Raw genomic sequence first — 25,438 nt, 5'->3', positions numbered from 1 at the left:
GTGCCGCCCCATGGCTGACCTGACCTTCTACTGGCACGACTACGAAACCTTCGGCAAATCGCCGCGTGTGGATCGCCCGGCGCAATTTGCCGGCGTGCGCACCGACGCCGAACTCAACGAGATCGACGCTCCGCTGATGCAGCACTGCCAGCCTGCGCCCGACGTGCTTCCCGACCCCGAGAGCTGCCTGATCACCGGCATCGTGCCGCAGACCTGCCAGCAACGAGGCGTGTCCGAGCCAGCGTTCGCTGCCGCCATCGAAGCGCAACTCGCCCGGCCTGGAACCGTGGGCGTCGGCTACAACAGCATCCGCTTCGACGACGAGGTCACGCGCCACCTGTTCTGGCGCAACCTGATCGACCCCTACGCCCGCGAATGGCAGAACGAATGCGGCCGCTGGGATCTGCTCGACGTGGTGCGCTGCACCTACGCGCTGCGGCCCGACGGCATCACCTGGCCCCGGCACCCGGACGGCCGGCCGAGCTTCAAGCTCGAACACCTGACCGCCGCCAACGGCCTGACGCATGAGGCGGCGCACGACGCGCTGTCCGACGTGCACGCCACGCTCGCGCTGGCCCGGCTGATCCGCCGCCAGCAGCCGCGCCTGTTCGATTTTTGCCTCAAGCTGCGCAAGAAAGACGCCGTGCTGGCCGAGATGAACCAGGCGCAGTCGCAGGGTCGGCCCTTCCTGCACATCTCCGGCATGTACGGCCCCGAGCGCGGTTGCCTGGCGGTGGTCTGGCCGCTGGCGCCGCACCCGACGAACAAGAACGAGGTCATCGTCTGGGACCTGGCTGCCGACCCGAGCGAGCTGTTCACGCTCAACGCCGACCAGATCCGCCAACGCCTCTACACCCGTGCCGAAGACCTGCCCGAAGGCGTGACGCGGTTGCCGATCAAGAGCATCCACATCAACAAGTCACCGGTGGTGATCGCCAACCTCAAGACCCTGAGCGCCGACATGGCCGCGCGCTGGGGCGTGGACATGGTGCAGGCTCTGGCGCATGCCGACATCGCCCAGCGCCAGGCGCATCTGCTGGCCGGTGTGTGGCCCGACGTGTTTGCGCGACCCGCGTCGGCGCAAGCGCCGGACGTCGATGAAGACCTCTACGGCGGCTTCCTCAGCAACAACGACCGCCGCACGCTGGAGCGTCTGCGTGCGCTGACGCCCGAGGCGCTGGCCGACAAGACCAGCGCCCGCCAGCCGGTGTTCGAGGACCCGCGCCTCGATGAACTGCTCTGGCGCTACCGCGCCCGCAACTTCCCGGCGCAGTTGACTGAAGACGAGCAGCCGCGCTGGGCCGCGCAGTGCGCCGCTCGCCTGCAGCAAGGCGGCCCGGGGCGTCTGAGCCTGCAAGGCTTCTTCGACCGCATCGACCAGCTCGCCGAAGGCCTGGCCGATGACGATGAGCGCGGCCAGGACGTGTTGGGTGCGCTCTACGAATACGGCACCGAACTGGGCGAGCGCTTCAGCGATTGATTCGGCGGCGAGCTTATGGGATGAGCGCAAGCCGCAGCGCCAGGTAGCCCACCGTCACCGCCAGCGTCAGCAGCGTCACCGGCACGCCGATGCGGGCGTGGGCGCGCCAGTCGATGGCCACGCCGCGCCGGGCGGCGGCGTCCACCACGATGATGTTGGCCAGGCTCCCGACGATAAACAGGTTGCCCGCCAGCGTGCTGATCAGCGCCAGCAGCAGCCCGCCAAAGGCGGTGCCGCCGGGCAGCTGGTCTGCCAGCGGCAGCAGCAGCATTACCGCCGGCACGTTGGAGACGATGTTCGACAGCACGAAGGTCACGCCCATCAGCGGCCCGGGCTGCTGCAGCGACACGCCGGCTGCGGCCAGATCGGTCACCAGCCGGGCGGGCAGGCCGGTGGTTTCCAACGCATGGTTGACCACGAACAGGCCCATGAACAGCACCAGCAGCTCCCAGTCGATCTGGCCCAGCATCTGGCGGCTGTGCAGTTTGCGGCTCAGCAGCAGCAGGCCTGCGCCGGTGAGCGCGACCACCTCGCGCGGCCAGGGCGTGAACACGAAGCACAGCACCACGCCGGCTGCCACCAGCAGACCCTTGGCGGCTTGCCAGTGGTCGAACGGTGGATCGATCAGGGTGTCGTCGCTCTCGTCGGGCAGCGGCAGCAGGGTGGCGGTGATCGGGCCGCGCGGGCGCTGGAGGTCGTTGCGGCACAGGCGGCAGATCAGCGCCCAGGTGGCGAGCAGGCCCAGCACGACCGGCGCGGCGGCGTCGAGCGCATAGCGGCCGAAGTCGAGCTTCAGGCGCTCGCCGATCAGCATGTTCTGCGGGTTGCCGATCAGCGTGGCCGCCGAGCCGATGTTGGCCGCGCATGCCAGCGCCAGCAGAAAGGGCAGCGGGGCCAGGCCGCGCCGCCGGCAGGCGTCGACCAGCACGGGTGCCACGGCCAGGCAGACGATGTCGTTGCTGAATACCGCCGATAGCGCCGCGCACACCGCGATCAGTGCGCCCAGCAAGGTGGTGGGCGTCACCTGCAGCCCGGCCAGCGCCCGCGTCACCCAGCCGTAGAAGCCGCCCAGCCGCATCTGCGCCGACACCACCATGAAGGAAAACAGCAGCAGCAGGGTCGGCAGGTGAATGGCCTGCGCGGCCTGGTCGAGGCTGAGGGCATCGATGCCGATCAGCGCAATCGCGCCCAGCAGCGCCACGCCGGTGCGGTCGAGTTGCAGCAGCGGCAGCCCGCCCAGGATCATGCCGACGTAGACGGTGGCAAAGATGGCAATGATGAGATCCTGCATGGCGTCGGTGGTCTGGCGGTGGTCTGAACGGCGGTGGATTGTCCGCTTCAAGGCGCGCTGTTTCTGATCCAATCCAGCGCATGAAATTCCATGAATTCTTTGCCGGACAAGCCATCACCGCCGGACCGGTGGTGGTCACGCAGGACGAGATCCTGAGCTTCGCGCGCGCCCACGATCCGCAGTGGTTTCACACCGACCCGGAGGCGGCCGCAGCCGGTCTGTTTGGCGAGGTGATCGCCAGCGGCTGGCACACGGCGGTGATTGCGATGCGCTTGGCGGTCGAGGTGGCGCTGCAGGACTCCAATGCCACCGCCTCGCCCGGCCTGAGCTACCTGAAATGGCCCAACCCGGTGCGCGCAGGCGACGCGCTCACGCTGCACGCCGAGGTGCAGGAAACCCGCACCTCGCGCAGCCGGCCCGAGCTCGGCGTCATGCGCTGGCGTTGGCGGCTGGTCAACCAGCACGGCCAGGACGTGCTGGACATGGAAGCGACGACACTGTTCAACCTGGCCTGAGCGCGCCCGGGCGCGTCAGACCTCGATGCACAGCTCGGGCCGAAATCCCTTCTGCTCGTCCTTGCTGGCATAGCCCCACGGGTTGGCCACCACGCGGCAGCGCGGGCTGTCGGGGTTGACGCCGAAGTTCACCTCGTAGTCGATGCGGCAGTGCAGGTGCCCATGCAGCCACAACTGCGCGTGCGGCAGCAGGTCATCGAGCGCATTGCAGAAGCCGGCGGTACCGGGCGTGCGGCCGTAGCGCGGGTCGGCGCTGTGCAGGCTGGGGGCGAAGTGCGTCACCGCCACCGTGGTGCCGTTGAAGGGCGTTTGCAGCGCCCTGCGCAACCAGTGCTGGCATTGCAGACCCAGCTCGCGCATGGCCTCGGCCAGCATCTGCTCGCCGTGGTGCAGGCAGCTGTATTTGCGCAGGTAGTAGTTGGCGGCGCGAAAGGCCTTGTCGCGCTGCTTGAGCTGGCCGTGCAGGTTGCGCTCCTCAGAAGCCAGCGCGTCGAAATCGCTCCACAGCGTAGTGCCCACGAAGCGCACGCGGCCGATCACATGCGTGCTGCGCTCCAGCCAGACGATGCCCAGCCGCTTGCAAGTAGCGCGCAGGCGGTCATGGGTTGGCTCGAACTCCAGCCCGTCGTACTCGTGATTGCCCGGCACGTACAGCACCACCAGCCAGGGCGAGCCCGGCTTGAGCGGCGAGAAACGGCCCAGCCCGAAATCATCGTCCGTCAGCAGCGAACCGCTCTGATACGAGCCGATGTCGCCCGCGAGCACCAGCACCTCGACACCTGCAATCGGCTCGGGCAGGAAGTCCGGATGTCGCTCAAGGTGCAGGTCGGACAGGAGTTGAATGCGCATGGGGTCGGCAGTCTATCGACCTATCTTGTGAACAAGTGACGCCGTCTCATCGCCAGCCGCACAAAACATGGCTAGAATAGCGGCTCGCTTTTGACGCAAGTCACTCGCAGTGCCGGTGTAGCTCAGTTGGTAGAGCAGCTCATTCGTAATGAGAAGGTCGAGGGTTCGACTCCTTTCTCCGGCACCAATGAAATCAACAACTTAGCCTCGGTCACAAGCCGGGGCTTTTTTGTTTCCGAGCACGATGTAAGGGCGGATGTAAGACCGTTTCGAGCGGTCAGTACCCACCAGCGCCAGCAGCAGGCGCAAAAAACCGCACGCGGCGGGGTCGGTGGTCACTGCCCGCAGTTCTGCAGCGAATGCCGGACTTCCACCAGCGTCGGGAGCCTCGCGGGCGGCGGGTTGATTCCAGTCCCGGAAAGAACCACGCACACCGATTCAGAACTGAGGCGATGTTCTGCGCCAGGTCGATACAGGAAAGCCTGCAACGGTAGCCCGTCCTCAATCTGAGGGCGGGAAAGCCTGCAACGGTGGTCCATCCACCACCGGTGGGCGGAAAGCCCGGCACCGGTGGCGATGCTCAGAAACGCGCATCGGGTCTTCCACACCGTGTGGGGCACCTTCTCCCCAGCTTCGGGGAAAGGTTGCCAGAGGGTCAGACTTCAAATCCAACCCCGGTAGAAATTTACCGGGCCGGCATGCTTCGGGCATTGCTTGGGGCATGCCTCGGGCACTGCCAGCAGAACTACGGCCAGTGCAAAGGGGGGTCGGTTCAATCGACACCCTCGGGATGCCCTCAGAGTTGAGGCGAGTGTCAGCGGCAGGCTCTGCGGCTCAATCCCACCCACAGACTGTGGACAGGCGACAGGTCAAGCACCGGGGAGCCAGCGTCCCTCATCAGGTCAAGGGGTGGTCAGGCTGACCACTGAGCCGGCCACCAAGCGGAAGAACCCCTAGGCTTCGCCTGGGAACGCTTGTCCCGGTGCCTTCGGCGGGGATGCTGCGGGTTCGGGAGGGTTGTGACACCGGCAAGCCTCACCCTAGCCGACGGGTGAAGGTCGGTTCGGGACTTGCCGGAAGTCGTCGTCATGCCGCTGGGACAGGGACGGGCGCTTATCCGGGCTGTAGGCTGATTCCAGCGCCTGCAGCGGCCGTGTTCAAGGTCTGGGCACCTCTCCTACGCGCGTCACGGCTTGCAGCCTCTGCGCTCCTGCTTTCGTAGGTTCTCGCTCTTGCAGGATTGGAACGGCGCAGCCGAGCCGGGACGCATGGCAAGGGGTGACAAGCGTAAAAGCCCCCTCGCCGCGTGACGTACAAGCGTGCGCGTCAGCCAGCAGCAGCCCAGCAGGGCTACGGCCAGCAATCAGCCCTTGCGGGCCTTCTGGGGGGGCTTAGGGGGTGTTCAGGACGGCCTGCAGCACCAGCACGCGGACGACTTGCGCCACGGTGCCGATGCGCTTGCGTTCCTGTTTGGCGACACGGTGCCGGTGTGCCCGGCTGCGGCCCTCGGTGGGCGCCAGTGGTGGCACAGCAGCCAGGGCAATCGACGTGTTCAGGTGCCCAAGGGCGGCCATCAGGTCACGATTGATGACGGCATCAAAGGCGGCATCTAGTGCGCCTTCGTCTTCGTCTGCACTGAGGATGCCGGCGTGCGCTTCGGTCAGGACACCAGCGGCCAGGATGGCATCACCGAGCGTGTCCATTGCCAATTGGATGAAGTCGGGCGCGCTCATACTGCACCGCCTTCGCGCTCTGCCTTAAGGCGCTGGTGCGTGCGGGTCATTTGGTCGCCGACAGCAGCCAGCCCAGCCAGCAGGGAGAACACGTTGCCCAGCAGATGAAAGGCGTTCGCGTGGTCGTGCGGGTGGAGCGGGTCAAGTTCAGCCAGGATGTTGCACAGGCTGGCAGCTTGCGAGCCAATGCAATCGGCCATTGCGGGCGTCTTGGCAAACCACTGTGCGTGCGCCTCGCCGATGTGTGGTTGTGCCTGTTCGCTAAGGTGCGCCAGCAGGCCGGCCAGGTCAAGCGGGGTCTTGATGGCTTCGGGCGCTGCGGTCTTCTTGGTGGTCGCGCTCATGCTGCACCCCGATTCAGACGGTCAGCAGCAACAGCGGCATAGGCACGGGCGCGAAGCTCGGCACGGCGCAGGGCGCGGCGGGTGGCGTTGCGTTCGGCCAGCGTGCGAGCCAGGCGCAGCATGAAGGCGCGGGCGTACTCGCTGGGGACGGATGAACGGGGGGAAGGTTGCGCGGGAAGGCGCAGGATTGCGCGGCCCGATGCGGGCGTGATGTCAGCCATGATGGCTCCAAATCAACAGGTCTAGAACCTGCCGTCCCCACTGCTAAATGGGGGTGGCAGACCGTGCGGGGTTAGCAGACCGGGATTTGGTACCGGCGAGCCTTGCGGCTCCCCCACACGGCCCACCATTGAAGGCTGACCGTGTGCGCAGCATGCGATGAAGCATGAAAAAAGCCGCTCTCCATGATGGCGCGGCTACTGCGCCAAATCTTCCGGGCTGCTAAACCCGTGTCGCGGTGTGCGCGACGGGATGAATCATAGCGGATGGCTGGCACTGGTGGTGGCGGGCTTCTGCTCAATTCTGAGCGGAAGTCGCCAGGGCATGAAGGGCACGCACTGCGCTCGACGTTTCCACAATGTGTGGAGGCGGCCAGGGGTGTCAGTTCAATTGACACCCTTGCGACCGTGAACGCAATCCTGCGCAGTCAGTCGGCACCCTCGATTGAACCTAGGTCTAACCTTGGCTGAACCTAGGTTGCCGAAACTGGTGTTCAAGCCCTCAGTTCAATTGAGGGCATCTCGCTTGAAATTCCAAGTCAGCCGATGGTGCGCCAGGGCATGCGGGAGCGTTTCCCGGATGTTCAGTCAGGCGTGCGGACTGGCGGGGCCACGTACTCGATGACGATGACCATCCAGCCGTCAGCCTCAAGCCACTGCACGTAGTCGTCTGCGCCCTCACCGGGCAACTGGTCGCGGTAGTCGCGCGGGCCGTATATCGGGCGCAAGGTGCCGTCGTCCTGTAGCACCAGTACGGCGCCGCTCGTTCGTACCTTGGCAGGGCTAACGGCTTCCAAGGCCTCTAGGCGGCGTTCAAGTGATGCGGTCATACGTTGTTCCCTTCTTTCGGTGTTGTGGGCTGTTCGCGCTGGTCAATGCGCCTACCGTGTGCGATACGTTCAAGCTCTTCATCTGTCACGTCCGGTCCAACGCCTGCGATGCGCATCAGTTCGGCATCGGTCATTTCGGCTGCGCACTTGTGCGCGGCGTCATGGTCGGATTCCAGCGCCAGCAAACGGCGATTCAGTGATGCGGTCATGGCTTGTTACCTCCTTCAGTGTTGCGGGCTTCCAGGGCCTCGATACGGCGTGCCAGTTCGTCAACCTCAGCCACGCGGGCAAGCTGGCCGATGGCACTCAGCAGCGCAGCGCCTTGGCCCGGTGCAAGTTCACCAGCAGCGACAGCCGCCAGCACGGCGCGGCCTTGGTCGGTCAGGGGGCCATCAGGCAGGGTCAGCGCCTGGGGCAGCTCTGCGGGCTTCAGAGCCGGCAAGGTGCGTTCCAACAGCAGGCGGGCGGCCTGCACGTCACCGGCCAGTGCGGCGGCGCTCAGGCTCGCCAGGATGTTCGGCACGTCTTGGGCAATGGCGGCGCGCAGCTTGGCAACCTGTCCGGTGCCGGGTGGGCGGCCTTTCGGGTTGCCACTCTCGCCGGGCTTCCAGCGCGGGGCGGGCGGTTTCGGGGGTGTCTTCATGGGCGGTGTTCTCGGGTTGTTGTTTCAGGGTTGCCGGCAGTCAGCGGGCCGGGCGGTGGTGTCTTGGTTCCGGGTCTGTCTGCACCAGAGAAAGGCTTCTGTTTTTCCTTCTGGCACTGCTCCCCCGAAAACCCACCCCCTCCTAAAGGGGGGGCGGGGAATTTCGGGCCCGGGAATCTCCGTTTTCGGGGTTTTCGGGGAATTTCGGGGTGTCACACAACCCATAGCCACCCCTCATTTAGACCCAGCAGACCACGGGCAACCAGCCCCGTAATCGCCTGTCTGGCGCGTTCGGTCTTGCGGTCAGGGGCCACCGTCAACGCGGACGCGGCACGGGTCACGGCGGCCTCCAGTTCGATGCAAGGGCGCACGGGTGGCGCTCCAGGCTTGCCGGTGCGTCCTTCCTTGAACAGCGGGCGCAGCGCATCCAGCACCAGCCGCTGATTGCCACCTTGGGGCAACTTCACACGCTGGATGTCCTCGGCTCGCTGGTCGGGGAGCACGGTGCAGCTTGTGATGCTCTCGCCGTCTTCGTCCTCGCCCAGTTCGACCACTTCCAGCCGGAACGCGTGCGCGGTGCCGTCCTCGCCGTCTTTGGCCTTGCTCAGCTTCCACTCGCGGCGGTCATCGGTGCGCGTCACCTCGATGGCGGCATCCAGCGCGGCTATCAGGCTGGAATGCCCCCGCATGCCTTTGGCGCTGTCCTTGCCGCTGTGATGCACCAGCAGCACCAGACCCCCGGTGATGCGCTGCAGCGTCTTCGCGCCTTCGATGATGGCGCCCATGTCCTGCGAACTATTCTCGTCAGCGCCTGGGGCGGCCCGGTTCAGGGTGTCAATAATGGTCACGGCCCCGTCACCCAGCGCCAGCACGGCGGCGGCCAGGTCTTGCACGTCCTGCGGGTCGGTCAGCTTGAAGCCCTGCAGCGCCAGGCGCAGGCCATCGGGCAGCGGTCGCCGGTTCGCCTGCTCCCACGCCTGCACGCGCAGCCTGAATCCGCTCTCGCCTTCCAGCACGGCATAAGCCACGGGCGCCGGCTTGACCCGGTAGCCACACCATGCGCCACCCTCGGCAATTGCGGCGGCCATGTCCAGGGTTAGGAACGACTTGCCGGAACCACTGGCACCAAAGACGGCGGCCACGCCTTGCGACGGCAGCACGCCACGGATGCGCCAGGACTGCGCCGGCAGGGCACGCAGGTCATCAGCTCCCAGCAGCTTGAAGCGGGGTTCAGGCCGGGGCGGCTCGCTGGCGCTGGTCAACAGCACCTCCAGGGCGTCCACGCCTTCAGCCTGGGCAAAGTCGCAGGCGTCGAAGTTGGCAGGGCTTCCAGCAGGCATGCAGGCCACCACGCCGGCCACCTCGGCAGCGATGGCGCGGGCGTCCTGCTCCTTGCCAGCGTCAGGCACCAGCACCAGCCGTGCCGATGTGTCACGCGCTCGCAGTTCCTGAGCCACCACGCGCATGCGGCCAGCGCCGAACGTCACCACGGCAGCGGCCCCGGTTGCCTTCCAGCAGGCCCACGCCTGCCCGATGCCTTCGACCACGTAGGCCACGCCACCCGGCACCAGCTCGCCCACGGTGAACATGCCAGCCCGCAACGGTGCGCCGGGCATGTTCAGCTTCGACGGCTTGCCGGATGCCTTCCAGCGTTCAGCCTGGGTAGGCGTGGCGACGTACTGCAGCGACACAGGCTCGCCACCTTCGAGCACCGGCACCACCAGCGCACCCGCCACCGGCAGGCCGGCCACGGTCATCGGGTCATCAGCCGGCACCACGCGCAGACCGTCAGGCCGGCCCCCCTTCGCCAGGATGTAGGCGTGCGCCTCGGTCGCCGGGGCGTAGCTGTTCCAACGCTCTGCAGCCGATGGCCTACGGCGGGGCTTGAACGCCTGTTCTGGCGCTTGTCTCGCTGGCGCTGGCGCAGCCCTTGGGCGGTCGTTTGCGGCCTCTTGTGGGGGCTTCCATCCTGCATCGGTCGCGGCCTTCCAGAGCGTGCCGGGGCCGGTGCCACCGTCAGGACGTACGGTGCGGAACGCGGCGCGCACGTCACGTTCACCACGGAAGTTCGGCGCGGTGCTGCTCCACTCGGTCAGGTCGTCCACGCTCAGGCCGGCAGCGATGGCAGCGCGTCCGATGCGGTGCCAGTCGTCGCGGGGTAGGCCGGGGTCGATATAGCTCAGGGCCTCGCGAGCGTGGCGGTGGTCGATGCGGTCAAGCATGGCGGCACCACCAGTTCAGCAGCAGCGCACCCAGCACGGCCAGGACGGGCACCAGCGCGGGCAGGTGCAGTGCCAGCAAAGCCAGCAGGCAGAAGGCGCGGCGGGTCATGACTGCCCCTTGCGCACCAGCGCCAGTCCGGCAGCGACGGCCTCATGACTCAGGCCGTAGCGGGCAATCTTGCGGTTCGGGTTCGTCATGCTTGGGGCGGGCACCAGCAGCGATTCAACCGGCCAGCCCAAGTCGCCCAGTTCGCCAGCAGATGCAGCCAGCCGCCAGGAACCCGAAATGCCCAGCCATTCCGGTTGCGTCATGCGCTCGCCAGACAGCAGGCGCGACAGCAGCGCATCGGGCAGGGTTCCACGGGTCGGGAAAGCCGGGCAAAATGGCGCCGGGTCGATGAACGAAAGTTGCTCACCCAAAGCCCCGGAAGCCTGCAAAGTGTTCGGGGCTTTTTTCATGCCGACACCCCCAGCAAAGCGCGGATGTCTGCCGTCTTCCAGGCGAGCCGGCCATTGATGCGCAGGGGGCGAAGCGGGCCATTCTCTAGACAGGCCCAGCCGCGTAGAGTCTGCGGGCGGCGGTCGAGATAGTGCGCGCAGGCGGCGGTATTTACTGCGGGGCGGTTCTCAAGTTCCAGCGGCGGGAACTCGGCAGCGTAGGCGCCTTGGCGGGCCTCGGTGCTGTGGTGGGTGGCGGCTTGCATCGGTTCAACTCCGAACCCGGCAGCACAGGCCAGGTATGGAGCGAACTCTGAAAACCCCGTATTTGGGCGAAGAACCCCGGGGTTCAGGAATCAAGCATTCATGCGGGTTCGCGGTGCGTTACCCCTGATTTTCCGGGGTTCACCCCCGGGGTTCTGGCGGCGTTTCAGGGGTTGTCGAGATAGTCGGCTTCGTAGGTCTTCCAAGCATCAAGCCACGGGTTCAGCAGTGGCTTGGTCTGGAATCTGGCGCGAATGCTGTTTTGGTTGATGTAGCCCCCACCGAACAGGGCGGCGGCAATCTTGACGGGGTTCCATCGTGTCTCGCTCACTCCGCGACGGCCCGGGATTGCAACGCACTCGGCAAGCCACTTCGGTTTGTCACCCAGCGGCTTTTTCCACCCCTCCTCGTCCCAACGAATCCCAGCGAAGCAAAACGCTATGTCGCCAGTCGTCAGGGGCAACGGGGCAGGCTCTGCGGCCTGCTCACTCGCTGGCGTTGGTGGTGTCTCTGGTTCGGCGGGTATGGCCAGGGGCGGTGTAGTCCTCAGGACTGCCAGCAGCGGCGCGGGAATGTCGGCCCACTGACATATGGCAAAAAACGCCACAACTTCCGACAGCGTGACCATAGCCATTCGTTTATTCCGCTCTGGAAGTCGGATGTGAATCGGCGGTCCGTCATAACTCGCCGCGCGGTCTGCCAACAGCAGCGCATCGTCAAACGCCTTGCGCTTCTCCGTGCTTGGGAAACTGCGCGGCTCAAAGAACGGCCCACGCCCAGGGCCGGCCATCCATCCATTTTGTGAATGGCGCAGGCTGCGCGGCTCAATACCTAGCACCAGTGCAACGCCTTCCCAGAGCGCAACCTGAGGCAGGTTCAGCCACAAGTTCCACTGAATAGCTTCTGAATCCTGCGCGTGAGCTTCCAGCGGCCCCGGAAAGTGGGCAGAACTTCGCACCCGCTCTAACGGCGGCGGGACTGCTGAAACATGGGTTTGCCCGATTGCATCCAGCACTTGCCGGCGTTCGTGTTGAGGCAGCGTATCAAGCTGCTCTTGAAGTGCATTCAATCGTTCAAGTCGCGGCGCATGCTGTGCAGCCAATTCGGCCGCTTTCTCTTTGCGCATCTTCTGGTCTGCGAGTGCTTTTCCAAGTCGTTCTGCGTACTCGCTCAGCGGGTCATTTGGCTTGGGTTCGTCGTTCATTGCATCCCTCGATGCGCCTCGCAGGAGGAACCCCAGCGGGACACGTCGAGGGCCGTGTCTTTCAGCCCGGTTTCGACGCGGGCCTAGCTGGGGCGAAAACTCAGGCGGCCAGCGCCAGCGTGTCGGAGTCGCTGGCGCTGCTGTCGGGCGCCCAATGCCCCTGCAGGTCTTCCACCACGATGCGCTGCCCCACCAGCCGCTCTACGGTCTTCACGCGCTCCACGGCGCTGCGGATGGGCTCATCACCCCGGGCGTGTGCCAGGTAGTGCAGGCGCACCGTCTTGTCTGCCATGCGCGGCACCCGGCCGGACTTCTCCCAGCGCGCCACGGTCTGCCCGTCCACGCCGATGAGCTTGCCCAGCGCCGGCTGGGACAGCAGCATCCCGGCGCTGCGGATGTAGCGCAGTTCCACCCCGGTCAGGGAACCCTGCTTGTCGGCCAGCGCCAGACAGATGGCACGGGTCAGCCCGTCCAGGTCGTGAATCACCAAGCCTTCGCCGAACGGGGTCTGCCGGACCTCGTAGCCATTCATCAGCCAGACGTTGCGCAGGCCGCCATCGGTGTATTGGTACATGGCAGCGTCATAGGCCACGGGCGCATCGGCGGCGGCTTCGCGCTTCACGCGGTCCCAGTCGGTCCCGGGCGGCTTGGGGTCAAGGTGTGCGTCCGGCATGGCGGTCAGGCGCGCACCAGCTCGGCAGGTGCTGGCTTGACGTTCAGCGGCGTCGCCTTGACGCGCTGTTCAGCCTGCCACGTGTCGTAGTCCAGTTGTTCGGCCAGCCACAGCCGGGCATCGCCCCCACGCTCTTTGCCGAGCCATGCCTCGATGCGGAAGGCCATTTCAGGCGAGATGGCGGCGCGGCCATTCAGCACACGCGACAGGGTGACGCGAGACACGCCAAGCTGCTGCGCGGCCTCGGTGACGTTCAAGCCGAGAGCCGGCAACACGTCATCGCGCAGCGTCAGGCCAGGGTGCGGGGGGTTGAACATGCGTGCCATGTGAGGCTCCTTGCGTCAGTGGTAGTCCTGGTAATCGACCAGTTCGGCGTCTTCGCCCACGAAGGTGAACGTCAGGCGCCAGTTGCCCGACACCCACACGGACCAGTGCCCCGACAGAGCGCCCTTGAGAGGGTGCAGCTTCCAGCCGGGCAGGTTCATTGCCTGGGCGTCAGTTGCCACGTTCAGGCGTCGCAGCATGGCGCCCAGCTTCGGGGCGTGGACTGCCTGAATCCCGGCGGTGCTTCCCGTTTCGAAGAACAACCTCAGCCCTTTGTGTCGGAAGTTCTGAATCATGATTGATTGTATCCCGTAGCGTTACGCATATCAAACACTCAACCACCACCCACCACACGCAGCGCAGGTGCCCCGCCCTGGGCAGGGGTGAACTCCACGCCGGCCTGTTCCAGGATGTGCGCCTCAATGCGCTCAAGGAAGGGCCGCAGGGCGTCCACGCTGCGCGGTCGGTAGCCTTCGGCGGTGGCGCTGGGGCGGTGTCCCATGACTTGCGCGATGGCGCCAGCCGGGGCGCCTGCGGCCTCACCCAGCAGGGAGAAGGAGCGGCGCAGGCCATGCAGGGTCAGGGCGTCGATGCCGGCGCTTTGCAGGGCCTTGGTGTGGCTGGCGCGGGGGTCGGCAATGCGGCCGGACTTGCTGGCGCTGGCGAACACGAACGGGCTGGGGTTGCCGTCCTTGCCCTTGGCGCGGCCGATGCTGCCCAGCAGGTGCGCGAGGTAGGGCGACAGGGGGATGGTGCGGGTGTCGCCCACCTTGTCGGGCAGGGTCAGCTTCAGCCACCGGAAGTCCACGTCATCCCAGCGCAGCGCGGCCAGTTCTTCGCGGCGGGCGCCGGTCAGCAGCAGGGCGCGCAGGTAGACCGATGCGGTCGGGTTCGGTAGCTGCGCCACGCCAGCCCACCAGCCGGCCACCTGAGCGGCTTCCAGGGCATCGGTGCGGCGGGTGATTTCGGGCAGGGCTTCCACGATGGCGGCGGCCTTGCCGGCGTCGCGGTCTACCAGGGCGCGGAACTCAGGCCGGCCAGCGCACCAGCGCAGGAAGCCCCGGAACATCATCAGGGCGCGGGCGGCTTGATGCTTGCCGGCCAGGGCTTCGCGGTCGAACCAGTCCTTCAGGCTGTCCTCGTTGATGCCGGCCAGCGGCAGCGCCAGCAGGGGCGACAGCGGGCCGGGGCGGGTCAGGCCGGCGCCTCGCTTCTTCTTCTCGCCACCGGGCGCGGCCATCGCTTGCAGGTCGGACAGATAGCGCGGCTTCCAGGCATCGCGGCGCTTGGGGCGGCCTTCGGCGATGTAGCGCGGCCACACCTCGCCCACGGTCAGGGCCTGGGCGGCTTCGGCGTTGCGCTTGGCGGTGTCGGCAGCCACAGCAGCGGCCTTGACCTCGCGGGGGTCACGGCCATCGTCAATCTGGCGCTGTAGCTCGCGGGCCTTGTCGCGGGCCTGGGGAATGCTCCAGGCGTCAGGGCTGCCGATGGTGATTCGCAGGCTCTTGCCTTGGTACTCGCTTTGGAACACGTAGGCGGGCCGTCCGGCTGGCGTCACGCGCAGCGCAAGTCCGGGCGCGTTGGTGTCCCAGAAAAAGGCCTGCGCCTTGTCGGGCGGGCACTTGAACGCGGCGATGCGCGGAGCGGTGAAGACAACCTTTGCCATATGACCCCCTTGGTCTTACATCGGCCAGGATGTAAGGGCGGATGTAAGACGATTTCCTAGAAACTGCTCAATGCGCATCAACACGTCAGCGAATCGGTTTGCTGGTAAGTTGTTGATTTATATTGATTTGTAGGGAGTCTATCAACAGCGACGAATGAAGGCAAATAGCCTTTTCTGCTCATTCGTAATGAGAAGGTCGAGGGTTCGACTCCTTTCTCCGGCACCAATGAAATAAAGCAAAAAGCCCGGTCAGCAATGACCGGGCTTTTTGCTTTCCAGCGGCACTGTTGCGCTGCTATCCCAGCGCTCCGTTCAACCGGAACACCGCTACCACCTGCACCAGTTGCTGGGCTTGCTGTTTGAGGCTGTCGGCGGCTGCGGCGCTTTGTTCGACCAGGGCGGCGTTCTGCTGCGTGCTCTGATCCATGTGGGTGACGGCTTCGCCGACTTGTCGCACGCCCGCACTTTGTTCGACGCTGGCGGAGCTGATCTCGTTGACGATCTGGCTGACGCGCTCGACAGAGATGACCACGCGCTGCATGGTCTCACCGGCCTGGTCGACCTGGGCGGTGCCTTGCTCGACCCGCTCGACGCTGGTGGCGATCAGGCGCTTGATCTCGCGGGCGGCGTCGGCCGAGCGCTGTGCCAGCAGGCGCACCTCGCCGGCCACCACCGCAAAGCCGCGGCCTTGCTCGCCGGCGCGTGCCGCTTCCACGGCGGCGTTCAGCGCCAGGATGTTGGTCTGGAAGGCAATGCTGTCGATGACGCTGGTGATGTCGGCAATCTTGTGCGAGCTGTCGTTGATCTCGCGCATGGTGTCGACCACCTGGCTCACCACCTGGCCGCCCTGGACGGCCACTTCGCTGGCGGCGCGGGCAAGCTGGTCGGCCTGGCGGGCGTTGTCGGCGTTCTGCGTCACGGTCGAGCCGAGTTGCTCCATTGACGAGGCCGTTTCCTGCAGCGCGCTGGCCTGCTGCTCGGTACGGCTGGAGAGGTCGCTGTTGCCGCGGGCGATTTCGGCGCTGGCGTTGGCGACGTTCTCCGAGCCCTCGCGCACGCTGGACACCACGCGCGACAGGCCGAGTTGCATGTCGCGCAGGCGTGCCATCAGGCTGGTGGTGTCACCCGGGCGCACAACGACCGTGGTGCTGAGGTCGCCCTCGGCCACGGCGCGTGCCACTTCGGCCGCCACGCCCGGCTCGCCGCCCAGTTGCGCGAGCAGGCTGCGCGTGATGGCCACGGCCAGCAGCAGCCCGAGCGTCAGCGAGCAGGCCAGCAGGCCGATCATCCAGAGCCTGCCGTTCTGATAGACCTGGGCGGCGATCTCTGCAGCGGCGTGGCCGCCCTGGTAGGTGTCGGCGCTGAGTTGGTCGAGGGCTGCTACCGCCTCGTCAAAGGCCATCTTGACGGCGCCGTCGGAAATCTCGCGCGCGTCGGCCTGCTGTTGCGTGTTGCTGAGCTCGATCACGTTGGCGCTCACCGTCAGGTAGTCCGCCCAGAGCTTGTCCAGCTTGGCGAGTTGGGTGACTTGTTCCGGCTCGGTGGCCAGCGCGCGATAGCCCTCCAGCTCAAGCTGCGCGCGGCCCAGCGCGGCTTTCATCTTGTCCTCGTATTCGGCCTGGTAGGCCTCATCCGTGGCGACGGTGTGCTTGACCTCGAAGTCGCGGTGGCTGAGCAGGCCTTCGCGTGCAGCCGACAGATGGCCGGCACTGGGCATCCACTTGTCGGCCAGCAGCGCGGATTCCAGGTTGACCTGATAGAGCGAGAACAGGCCCACGCCGCCGACCAGCGCGGCCATCGACAGCACGAGCATGAAAGCGGCCATCAGCCGCGTGCCGATGCGGCTGCGTGCCCAGGCGTTGGAGAGTTGTTCAGACAGGTTCACGATGAGTGCCCGGTGAGTGCTTTCTGAGTTGATGCGCTTGCGTCTGCGTCTGCGTCTGTGTCCGTGCCTGCGGACGCGTTCACTTCTTGAAGCCGACGTAGGTCGCGCCGATCACCTTGCCCGCGCCGTCCTTGACCGGGTTGTAGCAAGCGGCAAAGGCGGTGCCCAGCACATCGACATCGCCGCAATACGACTGGCCCTGGTTGAGCGCTTCATAGGCCTTGGCACGCGCCAGCGGCGTGCCCACGCCGCGCTTGCCTTCCGGGGTCAGCACGTTGGTGCTGACGCGCACAAACTCGTCGCTGTCCTTGACAAACACCGTGGCGGTGGCGCCGCTGGATTTCTTGAGGTCGTCCACCACGTCGTAGTTGTTGTTGATGCGACGGGCGCCGAAGAACATGGCCGGCACGACCTTGTCGCGCACCTTGTCGGTGCCGTTGATCTTGGCCGCGCCAATCTTGGCCAGCTTGGTGTCCAGCTCGGCAATCGTCGCCTTCGGATCATTGGCATGAGCCAGACCTGCGCAGAGCAGAAAGCTGGCGGACAGAGCGATGACGGTCTTGTTCATGGTCGATTCCTGATCAGGGTTAAGAATGTTCAAGGTTTGATGTGAATCAAACAATTTGTGATCCATCCATCCTAGAGATCGTCCCAAAGTGCAATCCATGAAAAAGCGCTGCTTCAAGGGCGCAATCCGGGCGTTCTGAATTGCGTCGAAAATAGCGGGCTCAGATCCTCACTCCGTCCTAGTTCAAGCCCATGTCAACCATCCTCCAGCACCTGCCCCTCGGCCAGAAAGTCGGCATCGCGTTCTCCGGCGGCCTCGACACCAGCGCGGCCCTGCACTGGATGAAGCTCAAGGGCGCCTTGCCCTACGCCTACACCGCCAACCTCGGCCAGCCCGACGAGCCCGACTACGAAGAAATCCCGCGCAAGGCGATGCAGTACGGGGCTGAGCTGGCCCGCCTGATCGACTGTCGCGCGCAACTCGCCGCCGAAGGCATTGCCGCGCTGCAGTCCGGCGCCTTCCACATCAGCACCGCCGGCGTCACCTACTTCAACACCACGCCGCTGGGCCGCGCCGTCACCGGCACCATGCTGGTGTCGGCCATGAAGGAAGACGACGTCAACATCTGGGGCGACGGCAGCACCTTCAAGGGCAACGACATCGAGCGCTTCTACCGCTACGGCCTGCTCACCAACCCGTCACTGCAGATCTACAAGCCCTGGCTGGACCAGCAGTTCATCGACGAACTGGGCGGCCGCGCCGAAATGTCGGCCTTCATGACCCAGCACGGCTTCGGCTACAAGATGAGCGCCGAAAAGGCCTACAGCACCGACTCCAACATGCTAGGCGCCACCCACGAAGCCAAGGACCTCGAGAGCCTGGGCAGCGGCATCCGCATCGTCAACCCCATCATGGGCGTGGCGTTCTGGAAGGATGAGGTGGAGGTCAAGCGCGAAGAAGTCTCCGTGCGCTTTGAGGAAGGCCGCCCGGTCGCCCTGAACGGCGTGGTCTACACCGACCTGGTCGAGCTGATCCTGGAAGCCAACCGCATCGGCGGCCGCCATGGCCTGGGCATGAGCGACCAGATCGAGAACCGCATCATCGAAGCCAAGAGCCGCGGCATCTACGAAGCCCCCGGCCTGGCGCTGCTCCACATCGCCTACGAGCGCCTGGTCACCGGCATCCACAACGAAGACACCATCGAGCAGTACCGCGACAACGGCCGCAAGCTCGGCCGCCTGCTCTACCAGGGCCGCTGGTTCGACCCGCAAGCCCTCATGCTGCGCGAAACTGCCCAGCGCTGGGTGGCGCGCGCCATCACCGGCGAAGTCACGGTGGAACTGCGCCGCGGCAACGACTACTCCATCCTCAACACCGAAAGCGCCAACCTGACCTACGCGCCCGAGCGCCTGAGCATGGAAAAGGTCGAGAACGCGCCGTTCTCGCCGGCTGACCGCATCGGCCAGCTGACCATGCGCAATCTGGATATCGTCGACACCCGCGCCAAGCTGGGCCTGTACAGCTCGGTCGGGCTGCTGTCGGCGGAGGGGAATGCGTTGTTTCCGCAGTTGGAGCAGTCAAGCAAGGGTTGATGGCTTGGTTTTTTGAATGAAAAACGGCGCCCGGAAAGGCGCCGTTTTTGTTGGTGTTGGGCTGCTGTATTTACGTCAGTTGCTCTAACGCCCGCTCCAGATTCCCCACCGTCCGCTCCACGTTGTGCAGCTTGTCCAGCCCGAACAAGCCAATGCGGAAAGTGCTGAAGTCCGCGCCTTCGTCGCACTGCAGTGGCACGCCGGCGGCGGTTTGCAGGCCTTGGCCCATGAAGGCTTTGCCGTTCTGGAATTCGGGGCGGGTGGTGTAGCTGACGACCACGCCGGGCGCTTCGAAGCCGGGGGCGGCGACGCTGGCGATGCCTTTGCGCTGCAGCAGCGCGCGCACCTGCTGGCCGAGCTCTAGCTGTTCGGCGCGTACCTTCTCGAAGCCGTAGGCGCGGGTTTCCAGCATCACGTCGCGGGTGCGGGTGAGTGCGTCGGTGGGCAGGGTGGCGTGGTAGGCGTGGCCGCCGCTTTCGTAGGCTTGCATGATGTGCAGCCACTTCTTCAGGTCGACGGCAAAGCTGGTGCTCTGGGTGCGGTCGATGGCGGTCAGCGCGCGCTCGCTCAACATGACGAAGGCGCAGCAGGGCGAGCCGCTCCAGCCTTTTTGCGGCGCGCTCACCAGCACGTCGACGCCGGTGGCGGCCATGTCGACCCACAGCGTGCCGCTGGCGATGCAGTCCAGCACGAACAGGCCGCCCACGGCGTGCACCGCGTCGGCCACGGCGCGCAGATAGCTGTCAGGCAGCAGCATGCCGGACGAGGTTTCGACGTGCGGGGCGAACACCACGTCGGGCCGCTGGGCGTGGATCTGGGCGACCACTTCGTCGATCGACGCTGGTGCGAACGGCGCTTGCGCGCCTTCGCCGATGCGACGCGCCTTCAGCACGACGGCTTCGGCCGGAATGTGGCCCATGTCCATGATCTGCGTCCAGCGGAAGCTGAACCAGCCGTTGCGGATGACGAGCACTTTTTTGCCGGTGGCGAACTGGCGCGCCACGGCTTCCATGCCGAAGGTGCCGCTGCCGGGCACGACGATGGCGGCGCGGGCGCCGTAGACCTCCTTGAGCACGCCAGAGATGTCGCGCATCACGCCCTGGAACTTGCCGGACATGTGGTTGAGGGCGCGGTCGGTGTAGACCACCGAGTACTCCAGCAGACCGTCGGGGTCGATATCGGAAAGCAGGCCAGGCATCGTTGACTCCATGAATTTGCAAATGAGCTTATCAGCCCCTCTGGCGTTTTCAGGCGCTTTCAGGCCGGGGTGGCCCGCTCCTAGGGTTTGTAGGGATCTGGTGGACTTGCTACGGGTATAACTTGAAACCTAGAATTAACCGAACGGTCGGTCGGGTAATTATTCAATCTTCAGGAGCGTCCATCCATGTCGGAAACCTTGGTCCAGGTCCATGCTGCCAACGGCGTGTGCACGCTCACGCTCAACCGGCCGGCGGCGCTCAACAGCTTCACCACGGCCATGCACGCGCAGTTGCTGGCGGCGTTGAACGCGGCGGCGGCCGATGACAGCGTGCGCTGCGTGGTGCTCACGGCGGCGGGCCGCGCCTTCTGCGTCGGGCAGGATCTGGGCGACCCTTCCGTGGCGCCAGTTTTTGTCGATGGCGTCATGGCGCCGCCGGCGCAGCAGCCCGACATCGGCGACCTGATCGACACCACCTACCGGCCGCTGGCCCTGCGTGTTCGCAGCATGCCGGTGCCGGTGGTGGCGGCGGTCAACGGTGTGGCGGCGGGGGCGGGCGCCAATCTGGCGTTGCTGTGTGATCTGACGATTGCGGCGCGCTCGGCCAGCTTCATCCAGGCCTTCAGCAAGATCGGCCTGGTGCCCGATTGCGGCGGCACCTGGCTGCTGCCGCGCCTGCTCAGCCGCCAGCAGGCGCTGGGCCTGGCGATGCTGGGCGACAAGCTCGGCGCGCAGCAGGCGGCCGACTGGGGTCTGATCTGGCAGTGCGTCGACGACGCCGACTTGCAAACCACCGCCCAGGCGCTGGCGCAGCGGCTGGCGGCGATGCCGGTCAAGGCGCTGGTCGCCACCCGCGCCGCGCTGGACACCGGCGCGGATCTGAGCCTGGATCAGGCCCTCGGCCAGGAAGCCCAGTTGCAGCGCCAGTTCGGCCGCTCTGCCGACTACGCCGAAGGCGTGGGCGCCTTCTTCGCCAAGCGCGCGCCGGTGTTCAAGGAGCGCTGAAGCCATGTCGAACCGGACCCCGCAACAGACCGCTGAGCGTGCCCGCGACGCGATGTACGCCAACGATCACGCCACCTGCGCGCTGGGCATCGAGATCATCGAGGTCGGCCCCGGCCACGCTACCGGCTGCATGACGGTGCGCCAGGACATGCTCAACGGCCACCAGACCTGCCACGGCGGCTTCCTGTCGGCGCTGGCGGATTCGACCTTCGCGTTTGCCTGCAACTCGTACAACGAGGTGACGGTGGCCTCGGGCTTCTCGATCGACTTCATCGCCCCCGGCCGGCAGGGCGACATGCTGACCGCGCGCTGCACCGAGCAGTCCAGGGCCGGCCGCACCGGCGTCTACGACGTCGAGGTCAGCAACCAGCGCGGCGAGCGCCTGGCGCTGTTTCCGCGGCCGCTCGTACACGCTCAAGGGCAAGCCGGTGATCGGCGATTGACGGCCCTCATTGGCCACTGATCCTCAGAACTCAAACATCCGGAGACAAGCCATGCCCGTGAAACAACCGCAAGCCGGTGAGCTGGACGCAATCGAAACCGCCAGCCGCGACGAGATCGAAGCCCTGCAACTGCAGCGCCTGCGCTGGACGCTGCAGCACGCCTACGACCACGTGCCGCACTACCGCCAGTCGTTCGATGCGAAAGGCGTGCACCCGAGCGATCTGAAGACCCTGGCCGACATCGCCCAATTCCCCTTCACCACCAAGAAGGACTTGCGCGACAACTACCCGTTCGGGCTGTTCGCGGTGCCGCGCGAACAGGTCTCGCGCATCCATGCCTCGTCAGGCACCACCGGCAAGCCGACGGTGGTGGGCTACACCCAGAACGACATCAACCATTGGGCCGATCTGGTGGCGCGCTCGATCCGTGCCGCAGGGGGCCGCGCCGGTGACATCGTCCACGTGGCCTACGGCTACGGCCTGTTCACCGGCGGCCTGGGCGCGCACTACGGCGCGGAGCGGCTGGGCTGCACCGTGATCCCGATGTCGGGCGGGCAGACCGAGAAGCAGGTGCAGCTGATCCAGGATTTCAAGCCCGACATCATCATGGTCACGCCGAGCTACATGCAGGTGATCATCGAGGAGTTCGAGCGCCAGGGGCTCGACCCGCGCGCGATGTCGCTGCAGGTCGGCATCTTCGGCGCCGAGCCGTGGACCGAGGCGATGCGGCGCGAGATCGAGGGCAAGGCCGCCATTGACGCGGTCGACATCTACGGCCTGTCCGAGGTGATGGGCCCGGGCGTGGCCAGCGAATGCATCGAGAGCAAGGACGGCCCGGTGATCTGGGAAGACCACTTCCTGGCCGAGATCATCGACCCCGAGACCGGCGCCGTGCTGCCCGAGGGCTCGGAGGGTGAGCTGGTCTTCACCAGCCTGACCAAGGAAGCGCTGCCGATCATCCGCTACCGCACCCGCGACCTGACGCGGCTGCTGGCGCCGACCTCGCGCAGCTTCCGCCGCATCGGCAAGATCGTCGGCCGCAGCGACGACATGCTGATCATCCGCGGCGTCAACGTCTTCCCGAGCCAGATCGAGGAAATCGTGCTGCAGAGCGACAAGCTCGCCGGCCAGTACCAGCTGGTGGTGAGCCGCGCCGGGCTGCTCGACGAACTGGCGGTGCGCTGCGAACTGCACCCCGCCGCCGTGGCCACCGCCAGCCCCGCCGACGTGGCCGAGCTGGAGCGCTGGCTGCAGCACCGCATCAAGACGCTGGTGGGCGTGTCGACACGGGTCAGCGTGGGCCCGCCCGACAGCATCGAGCGCACGCTGGTCGGCAAGGCGCGCCGGGTGATCGACCAGCGGCCGCGCTGAAGAACCGCGACCTCGTTTCAACGCATCGAAAGGACTGAACATGTACACCCAAGCGATGGACGCCATGGCCCGTGAAAACGCCCTGAACGGCGGGCTGGAGGCCGACAAGAAACTCCGCAGCACCGAGGAACTGGCGCTGCAGCAGCGCTTCGACGCCCGCATCGACGAGGGCGAGTTCATCGAGGCCAAGGACTGGATGCCCGACAACTACCGCAAGACGCTGGTGCGGCAGATCAGCCAGCACGCGCACAGCGAGATCGTCGGCATGCTGCCCGAGGGCAACTGGATCGGCCGCGCGCCGACGCTCAAGCGCAAGGCGATCCTGCTGGCCAAGGTGCAGGACGAGGGCGGCCACGGCCTCTACCTCTACGCCGCGGCCGAGACGCTCGGCACTAGCCGCGACCAGCTGCTCGATGCGCTGCACACCGGCCGCGCCAAGTACAGCTCGATCTTCAACTATCCCACCCTGACCTGGGCCGACATCGGCGTGGTCGGCTGGCTGGTCGACGGCGCGGCCATCATGAACCAGGTGCCGATCTGCCGCTGCAGCTACGCGCCGTACGCGCGCGCCATGATCCGCATCTGCCGCGAGGAGAGCTTTCACCAGCGCCAGGGTTTTGATGCGCTGCTGGTGATGATGAAGGAGGGCACCGCAGCCCAGCAGGCCATGGTGCAGGACGCGGTCAACCGCTGGTGGTGGCCGTGCCTGATGATGTTCGGCCCGCCCGATGACCAGAGCCCCAACAGCGCGCAGGGCATGCGCTGGGGCATCAAGCGCGTCAGCAACGACACGCTGCGCCAGAAGTTCGTCGACGCCACCGTCGAGCAGGCCAGGCTGCTGGGCGTGACCCTGCCTGACCCCGACCTGAAGTGGAACGAGGCGCGCGGCGAGCACGACTTCGGCGCCATCGACTGGAGCGAGTTCTGGCGCGTCGTCAACGGCGACGGCCCGCTCAACCGCGAGCGCCTGTCCGCCCGCGTGCAAGCCTGGGAAGACGGCGCCTGGGTGCGCGACGCCGCGCTCGCCCACGCCCGCAAACACCAACCGCAGGCCCAGGCGGCCTGAGCCGGAGTCATCGTCATGAGTGAAAACCAAAGCACCGCCGTCGAATCGCAGGAATGGCCCCTGTGGGAAGTCTTCGTGCGCAGCAAGGCCGGCCTCGACCACAAGCACTGCGGCAGCCTGCATGCGGCGGACTCCAAGATGGCGATCCAGATGGCGCGTGACGTCTACACCCGCCGCCAGGAAGGCACCAGCGTCTGGGTGGTGCGCAGCACCGACATCGTCGCCAGCGACCCGGGCGACAAGGACATGTACTTCGACCCGATGGAAGACAAGGTCTACCGCCACCCGACCTTCTATCAGTTGCCTGATTCGGTCAACCACATGTGATGGGCTGAAGCCATGACGACCGCTGCCCTTGCCACCTTTGCCACCTCCACCTCCGTCCAGACCCAGCCCGACGCCGCCGTGCGTTATGTGCTGCGCATCGGCGACGCCTGCCTGATCCTCGGCCAGCGCCTGGGTGAATGGGCCGGCCATGCGCCGGTGCTGGAAGAAGACATCGCGCTGACCAATATGGCGCTCGACCTGATCGGCCAGGCGCGCGCGCTGCTGACCCACGCCGGCCAGCTCAACGCGGCGGCCGGTGGCGCGGTGCTGGACGAAGACCAGCTCGCCTTCCTGCGCGAGGAGCGCAGCTACCTGAACCCGACGCTGGTCGAGCTGCCGCGCGGCGACTTTGCCGTCACCGTGCTGCGCAACGCCCTGGTCGCCACCTGGCTGAAAGGGCTGTGGACGAAGCTGGCCGATTCAAGCGACGCCGAGCTGTCGGCCATCGCCGGCAAGGCCGTCAAGGAAGCGCGCTACCACCAGCAGCACGCCGCCGACTGGGTCGTGCGGCTGGGCGACGGCACCGAGGAATCGCGCCGCCGCATGCTCCGGGCGCTCGACCACCTGTGGCGTTACACGACCGAGCTGTTCGAGAGCGACGCCACCGACGAGCAGGCCGCCGCAGCGGGCCTCGGGCCGCGCGCCGCCGACCTGCACGCGCCCTGGCTGGCCGAGATGAGCGCCATCCTGACCGAAGCCGGCCTGACCGTGCCCGCCGCATCGCCCTTCCGCAGCACCGGCCGCCAGGGCGTGCACAGCGAACACATGGGCCCGCTGCTGGCTGAACTCCAGTATTTGCAGCGTGCTTACCCTGGGGGCGTGTGGTGAACGTGAGCCCCTCGCGCGTCGAGCAGGCCTGGACCGTGCTGCACGACGTGCTCGATCCCGAAGTGCCGGCGCTGTCGGTCTGCGACCTGGGCATCGTGCGCAGCGTGAAGGAGGTTGACGGTGGCGCGCTCGAAGTCGTGCTGACGCCGACCTATTCCGGCTGTCCGGCCACCGAGGTGATCGAGCGCAGCGTGCTCGACGCGATCGACGCCGCCGGCCTCGGCCCCGTGCGCGCCCGCCTGCAGCGCGCCCCGGCCTGGTCGAGCGACTGGATCAGCGACGACGGCCGGCGCAAGCTGCGCGAGTACGGCATCGCGCCGCCCGGCGCCTGCGCTCCTGACGGCGCCGTGCCCATCAGCCTGAGCGGCCTGCGCAGCTACCGCGCCGCCGAAGCCATTGCCTGCCCGCGCTGCGGCAGCGCCCAGACCGAGCGCCTGTCCGCCTTCGGCTCGACCGCCTGCAAGGCGCTGTGGCGCTGCATGGCCTGCCGCGAACCGTTCGAATACTTCAAGCCGATCTGA

At 66.4% G+C, this 25,438-nt stretch carries 28 protein-coding genes, 1 tRNA gene and 1 pseudogene; 11 read left to right on the top strand and 19 right to left on the bottom strand.

The features are described 5' to 3' along the window. Positions 1 to 10 precede the first annotated feature (10 nt). Positions 11 to 1,480: an exodeoxyribonuclease I gene (sbcB, locus tag AC5IG3_RS16855; protein ID WP_491907441.1), complete on the top strand. Its 1,470-nt coding sequence runs from the start codon at positions 11 to 13 to the stop codon at positions 1,478 to 1,480. Positions 1,481 to 1,493: 13 nt separating this feature from the next. On the opposite strand, the gene AC5IG3_RS16850 is transcribed toward sbcB, so the two are convergent. Then, complete coding sequence (locus AC5IG3_RS16850; protein ID WP_491907440.1) at positions 1,494 to 2,771, bottom strand: anion transporter; 1,278 nt, start codon at positions 2,769 to 2,771, stop codon at positions 1,494 to 1,496. Between the two features lie 80 nt (positions 2,772 to 2,851). Here AC5IG3_RS16850 and AC5IG3_RS16845 point away from each other — a divergent pair, with 80 nt between their 5' ends. Beyond that, positions 2,852 to 3,286: a MaoC family dehydratase gene (locus AC5IG3_RS16845; protein WP_491907439.1), complete on the top strand. Its 435-nt coding sequence runs from the start codon at positions 2,852 to 2,854 to the stop codon at positions 3,284 to 3,286. A 15-nt stretch (positions 3,287 to 3,301) separates the two neighbouring features. On the opposite strand, the gene AC5IG3_RS16840 is transcribed toward AC5IG3_RS16845, so the two are convergent. Next, the gene (locus tag AC5IG3_RS16840) at positions 3,302 to 4,135 is read right to left on the bottom strand and encodes a metallophosphoesterase (RefSeq protein WP_491907438.1); all 834 of its coding nucleotides are present in this window, start codon (positions 4,133 to 4,135) and stop codon (positions 3,302 to 3,304) included. 111 nt (positions 4,136 to 4,246) lie between these two features. On the opposite strand from AC5IG3_RS16840, the gene AC5IG3_RS16835 reads away from it, so the two are divergent. Next, a tRNA-Thr gene (locus tag AC5IG3_RS16835) sits at positions 4,247 to 4,322 on the top strand. A 1,204-nt stretch (positions 4,323 to 5,526) separates the two neighbouring features. Here the strand turns inward: AC5IG3_RS16835 and AC5IG3_RS16830 are convergent. The 16 genes from AC5IG3_RS16830 to AC5IG3_RS16755 all read right to left on the bottom strand — a co-directional run bounded on the left by AC5IG3_RS16830 (position 5,527) and on the right by AC5IG3_RS16755 (position 17,147). After that, positions 5,527 to 5,868, bottom strand: a complete 342-nt coding sequence (locus AC5IG3_RS16830; protein WP_491907437.1) for a hypothetical protein — start codon at positions 5,866 to 5,868, stop codon at positions 5,527 to 5,529. Next, entirely contained in the window at positions 5,865 to 6,212 is a 348-nt protein-coding gene (locus tag AC5IG3_RS16825; protein ID WP_491907436.1) for a hypothetical protein, read from the bottom strand. The genes AC5IG3_RS16830 and AC5IG3_RS16825 overlap by 4 nt, the downstream gene beginning before the upstream one ends. After that, the gene (locus AC5IG3_RS16820; RefSeq protein WP_491907435.1) at positions 6,209 to 6,433 is read right to left on the bottom strand and encodes a hypothetical protein; all 225 of its coding nucleotides are present in this window, start codon (positions 6,431 to 6,433) and stop codon (positions 6,209 to 6,211) included. The genes AC5IG3_RS16825 and AC5IG3_RS16820 overlap by 4 nt, the downstream gene beginning before the upstream one ends. A gap of 581 nt (positions 6,434 to 7,014) precedes the next feature. Then, a complete protein-coding gene (locus tag AC5IG3_RS16815; protein ID WP_491907434.1) occupies positions 7,015 to 7,260 on the bottom strand; it encodes a hypothetical protein in 246 nt (81 codons plus the stop codon). Beyond that, positions 7,257 to 7,469 carry a hypothetical protein gene (locus AC5IG3_RS16810; RefSeq protein WP_491907433.1) on the bottom strand — a complete coding sequence of 71 codons (213 nt, stop codon included), beginning with the start codon at positions 7,467 to 7,469 and terminating at the stop codon, positions 7,257 to 7,259. The genes AC5IG3_RS16815 and AC5IG3_RS16810 overlap by 4 nt, the downstream gene beginning before the upstream one ends. Next, positions 7,466 to 7,903 carry a DUF5681 domain-containing protein gene (locus AC5IG3_RS16805; protein WP_491907432.1) on the bottom strand — a complete coding sequence of 146 codons (438 nt, stop codon included), beginning with the start codon at positions 7,901 to 7,903 and terminating at the stop codon, positions 7,466 to 7,468. Before AC5IG3_RS16805 ends, AC5IG3_RS16810 begins: the two co-directional genes overlap by 4 nt. 212 nt (positions 7,904 to 8,115) lie before the next feature. Further along, on the bottom strand, positions 8,116 to 10,125 hold the full coding sequence (locus tag AC5IG3_RS16800) for an AAA family ATPase (RefSeq protein ID WP_491907431.1): 2,010 nt from the start codon (positions 10,123 to 10,125) through the stop codon (positions 8,116 to 8,118). Between the two features lie 105 nt (positions 10,126 to 10,230). Further along, on the bottom strand, positions 10,231 to 10,545 hold the full coding sequence (locus AC5IG3_RS16795) for a hypothetical protein (protein WP_491907430.1): 315 nt from the start codon (positions 10,543 to 10,545) through the stop codon (positions 10,231 to 10,233). A 35-nt stretch (positions 10,546 to 10,580) separates the two neighbouring features. Next, on the bottom strand, positions 10,581 to 10,829 hold the full coding sequence (locus AC5IG3_RS16790) for a DNA-binding protein (protein ID WP_491907429.1): 249 nt from the start codon (positions 10,827 to 10,829) through the stop codon (positions 10,581 to 10,583). Positions 10,830 to 10,993: 164 nt separating this feature from the next. Further along, positions 10,994 to 12,031: a hypothetical protein gene (locus AC5IG3_RS16785; protein ID WP_491907428.1), complete on the bottom strand. Its 1,038-nt coding sequence runs from the start codon at positions 12,029 to 12,031 to the stop codon at positions 10,994 to 10,996. Between the two features lie 100 nt (positions 12,032 to 12,131). Then, positions 12,132 to 12,704: a hypothetical protein gene (locus AC5IG3_RS16780; protein WP_491907427.1), complete on the bottom strand. Its 573-nt coding sequence runs from the start codon at positions 12,702 to 12,704 to the stop codon at positions 12,132 to 12,134. Positions 12,705 to 12,709: 5 nt separating this feature from the next. After that, positions 12,710 to 13,030 carry a HigA family addiction module antitoxin gene (locus AC5IG3_RS16775; RefSeq protein ID WP_491907426.1) on the bottom strand — a complete coding sequence of 107 codons (321 nt, stop codon included), beginning with the start codon at positions 13,028 to 13,030 and terminating at the stop codon, positions 12,710 to 12,712. A 15-nt stretch (positions 13,031 to 13,045) separates the two neighbouring features. Further along, positions 13,046 to 13,324: a type II toxin-antitoxin system RelE/ParE family toxin gene (locus AC5IG3_RS16770; RefSeq protein WP_491907425.1), complete on the bottom strand. Its 279-nt coding sequence runs from the start codon at positions 13,322 to 13,324 to the stop codon at positions 13,046 to 13,048. A gap of 38 nt (positions 13,325 to 13,362) precedes the next feature. After that, positions 13,363 to 14,694 carry a tyrosine-type recombinase/integrase gene (locus tag AC5IG3_RS16765; protein ID WP_491907424.1) on the bottom strand — a complete coding sequence of 444 codons (1,332 nt, stop codon included), beginning with the start codon at positions 14,692 to 14,694 and terminating at the stop codon, positions 13,363 to 13,365. Between the two features lie 295 nt (positions 14,695 to 14,989). Further along, positions 14,990 to 16,579, bottom strand: coding sequence for a methyl-accepting chemotaxis protein (locus tag AC5IG3_RS16760; protein ID WP_491907423.1), 1,590 nt, complete (start codon positions 16,577 to 16,579; stop codon positions 14,990 to 14,992). Between the two features lie 79 nt (positions 16,580 to 16,658). Then, positions 16,659 to 17,147: a Cache 3/Cache 2 fusion domain-containing protein gene (locus AC5IG3_RS16755; RefSeq protein WP_491907422.1), complete on the bottom strand. Its 489-nt coding sequence runs from the start codon at positions 17,145 to 17,147 to the stop codon at positions 16,659 to 16,661. 191 nt (positions 17,148 to 17,338) lie between these two features. Here AC5IG3_RS16755 and argG point away from each other — a divergent pair, with 191 nt between their 5' ends. Continuing rightward, the gene (gene argG, locus AC5IG3_RS16750) at positions 17,339 to 18,679 is read left to right on the top strand and encodes an argininosuccinate synthase (RefSeq protein ID WP_491907421.1); all 1,341 of its coding nucleotides are present in this window, start codon (positions 17,339 to 17,341) and stop codon (positions 18,677 to 18,679) included. A 70-nt stretch (positions 18,680 to 18,749) separates the two neighbouring features. Here argG and AC5IG3_RS16745 read toward each other — a convergent pair whose 3' ends face one another. After that, positions 18,750 to 19,877: an aminotransferase class V-fold PLP-dependent enzyme gene (locus tag AC5IG3_RS16745; protein ID WP_491907420.1), complete on the bottom strand. Its 1,128-nt coding sequence runs from the start codon at positions 19,875 to 19,877 to the stop codon at positions 18,750 to 18,752. 186 nt (positions 19,878 to 20,063) lie between these two features. Here AC5IG3_RS16745 and AC5IG3_RS16740 point away from each other — a divergent pair, with 186 nt between their 5' ends. The 7 genes and pseudogenes from AC5IG3_RS16740 to paaD all read left to right on the top strand — a co-directional run bounded on the left by AC5IG3_RS16740 (position 20,064) and on the right by paaD (position 25,438). Further along, positions 20,064 to 20,882: an enoyl-CoA hydratase-related protein gene (locus AC5IG3_RS16740; RefSeq protein WP_491907419.1), complete on the top strand. Its 819-nt coding sequence runs from the start codon at positions 20,064 to 20,066 to the stop codon at positions 20,880 to 20,882. A 4-nt stretch (positions 20,883 to 20,886) separates the two neighbouring features. Further along, a pseudogene (paaI, locus tag AC5IG3_RS16735) lies at positions 20,887 to 21,325 on the top strand (hydroxyphenylacetyl-CoA thioesterase PaaI). Between the two features lie 51 nt (positions 21,326 to 21,376). Further along, positions 21,377 to 22,696 carry a phenylacetate--CoA ligase PaaK gene (gene paaK / locus AC5IG3_RS16730; protein ID WP_491907418.1) on the top strand — a complete coding sequence of 440 codons (1,320 nt, stop codon included), beginning with the start codon at positions 21,377 to 21,379 and terminating at the stop codon, positions 22,694 to 22,696. Positions 22,697 to 22,736: 40 nt separating this feature from the next. Further along, positions 22,737 to 23,762, top strand: a complete 1,026-nt coding sequence (gene paaA, locus AC5IG3_RS16725) for a 1,2-phenylacetyl-CoA epoxidase subunit PaaA (protein WP_491907417.1) — start codon at positions 22,737 to 22,739, stop codon at positions 23,760 to 23,762. A gap of 15 nt (positions 23,763 to 23,777) precedes the next feature. Continuing rightward, positions 23,778 to 24,089 (top strand): 1,2-phenylacetyl-CoA epoxidase subunit PaaB, encoded by a 312-nt coding sequence (gene paaB, locus AC5IG3_RS16720; RefSeq protein WP_491907416.1) that lies wholly within the window; start codon positions 23,778 to 23,780, stop codon positions 24,087 to 24,089. A 12-nt stretch (positions 24,090 to 24,101) separates the two neighbouring features. Continuing rightward, positions 24,102 to 24,917 (top strand): 1,2-phenylacetyl-CoA epoxidase subunit PaaC, encoded by an 816-nt coding sequence (gene paaC, locus AC5IG3_RS16715; protein ID WP_491907415.1) that lies wholly within the window; start codon positions 24,102 to 24,104, stop codon positions 24,915 to 24,917. After that, the gene (paaD, locus tag AC5IG3_RS16710; protein WP_491907414.1) at positions 24,914 to 25,438 is read left to right on the top strand and encodes a 1,2-phenylacetyl-CoA epoxidase subunit PaaD; all 525 of its coding nucleotides are present in this window, start codon (positions 24,914 to 24,916) and stop codon (positions 25,436 to 25,438) included. Before paaC ends, paaD begins: the two co-directional genes overlap by 4 nt.

This window comes from Leptothrix sp. (in: b-proteobacteria) (assembly GCF_965250675.1).
Lineage (GTDB): Bacteria > Pseudomonadota > Gammaproteobacteria > Burkholderiales > Burkholderiaceae_C > Sphaerotilus.
Note: the sequence above shows the minus strand (reverse complement) of the source record. Positions and strands in the feature narration are given on the sequence as shown.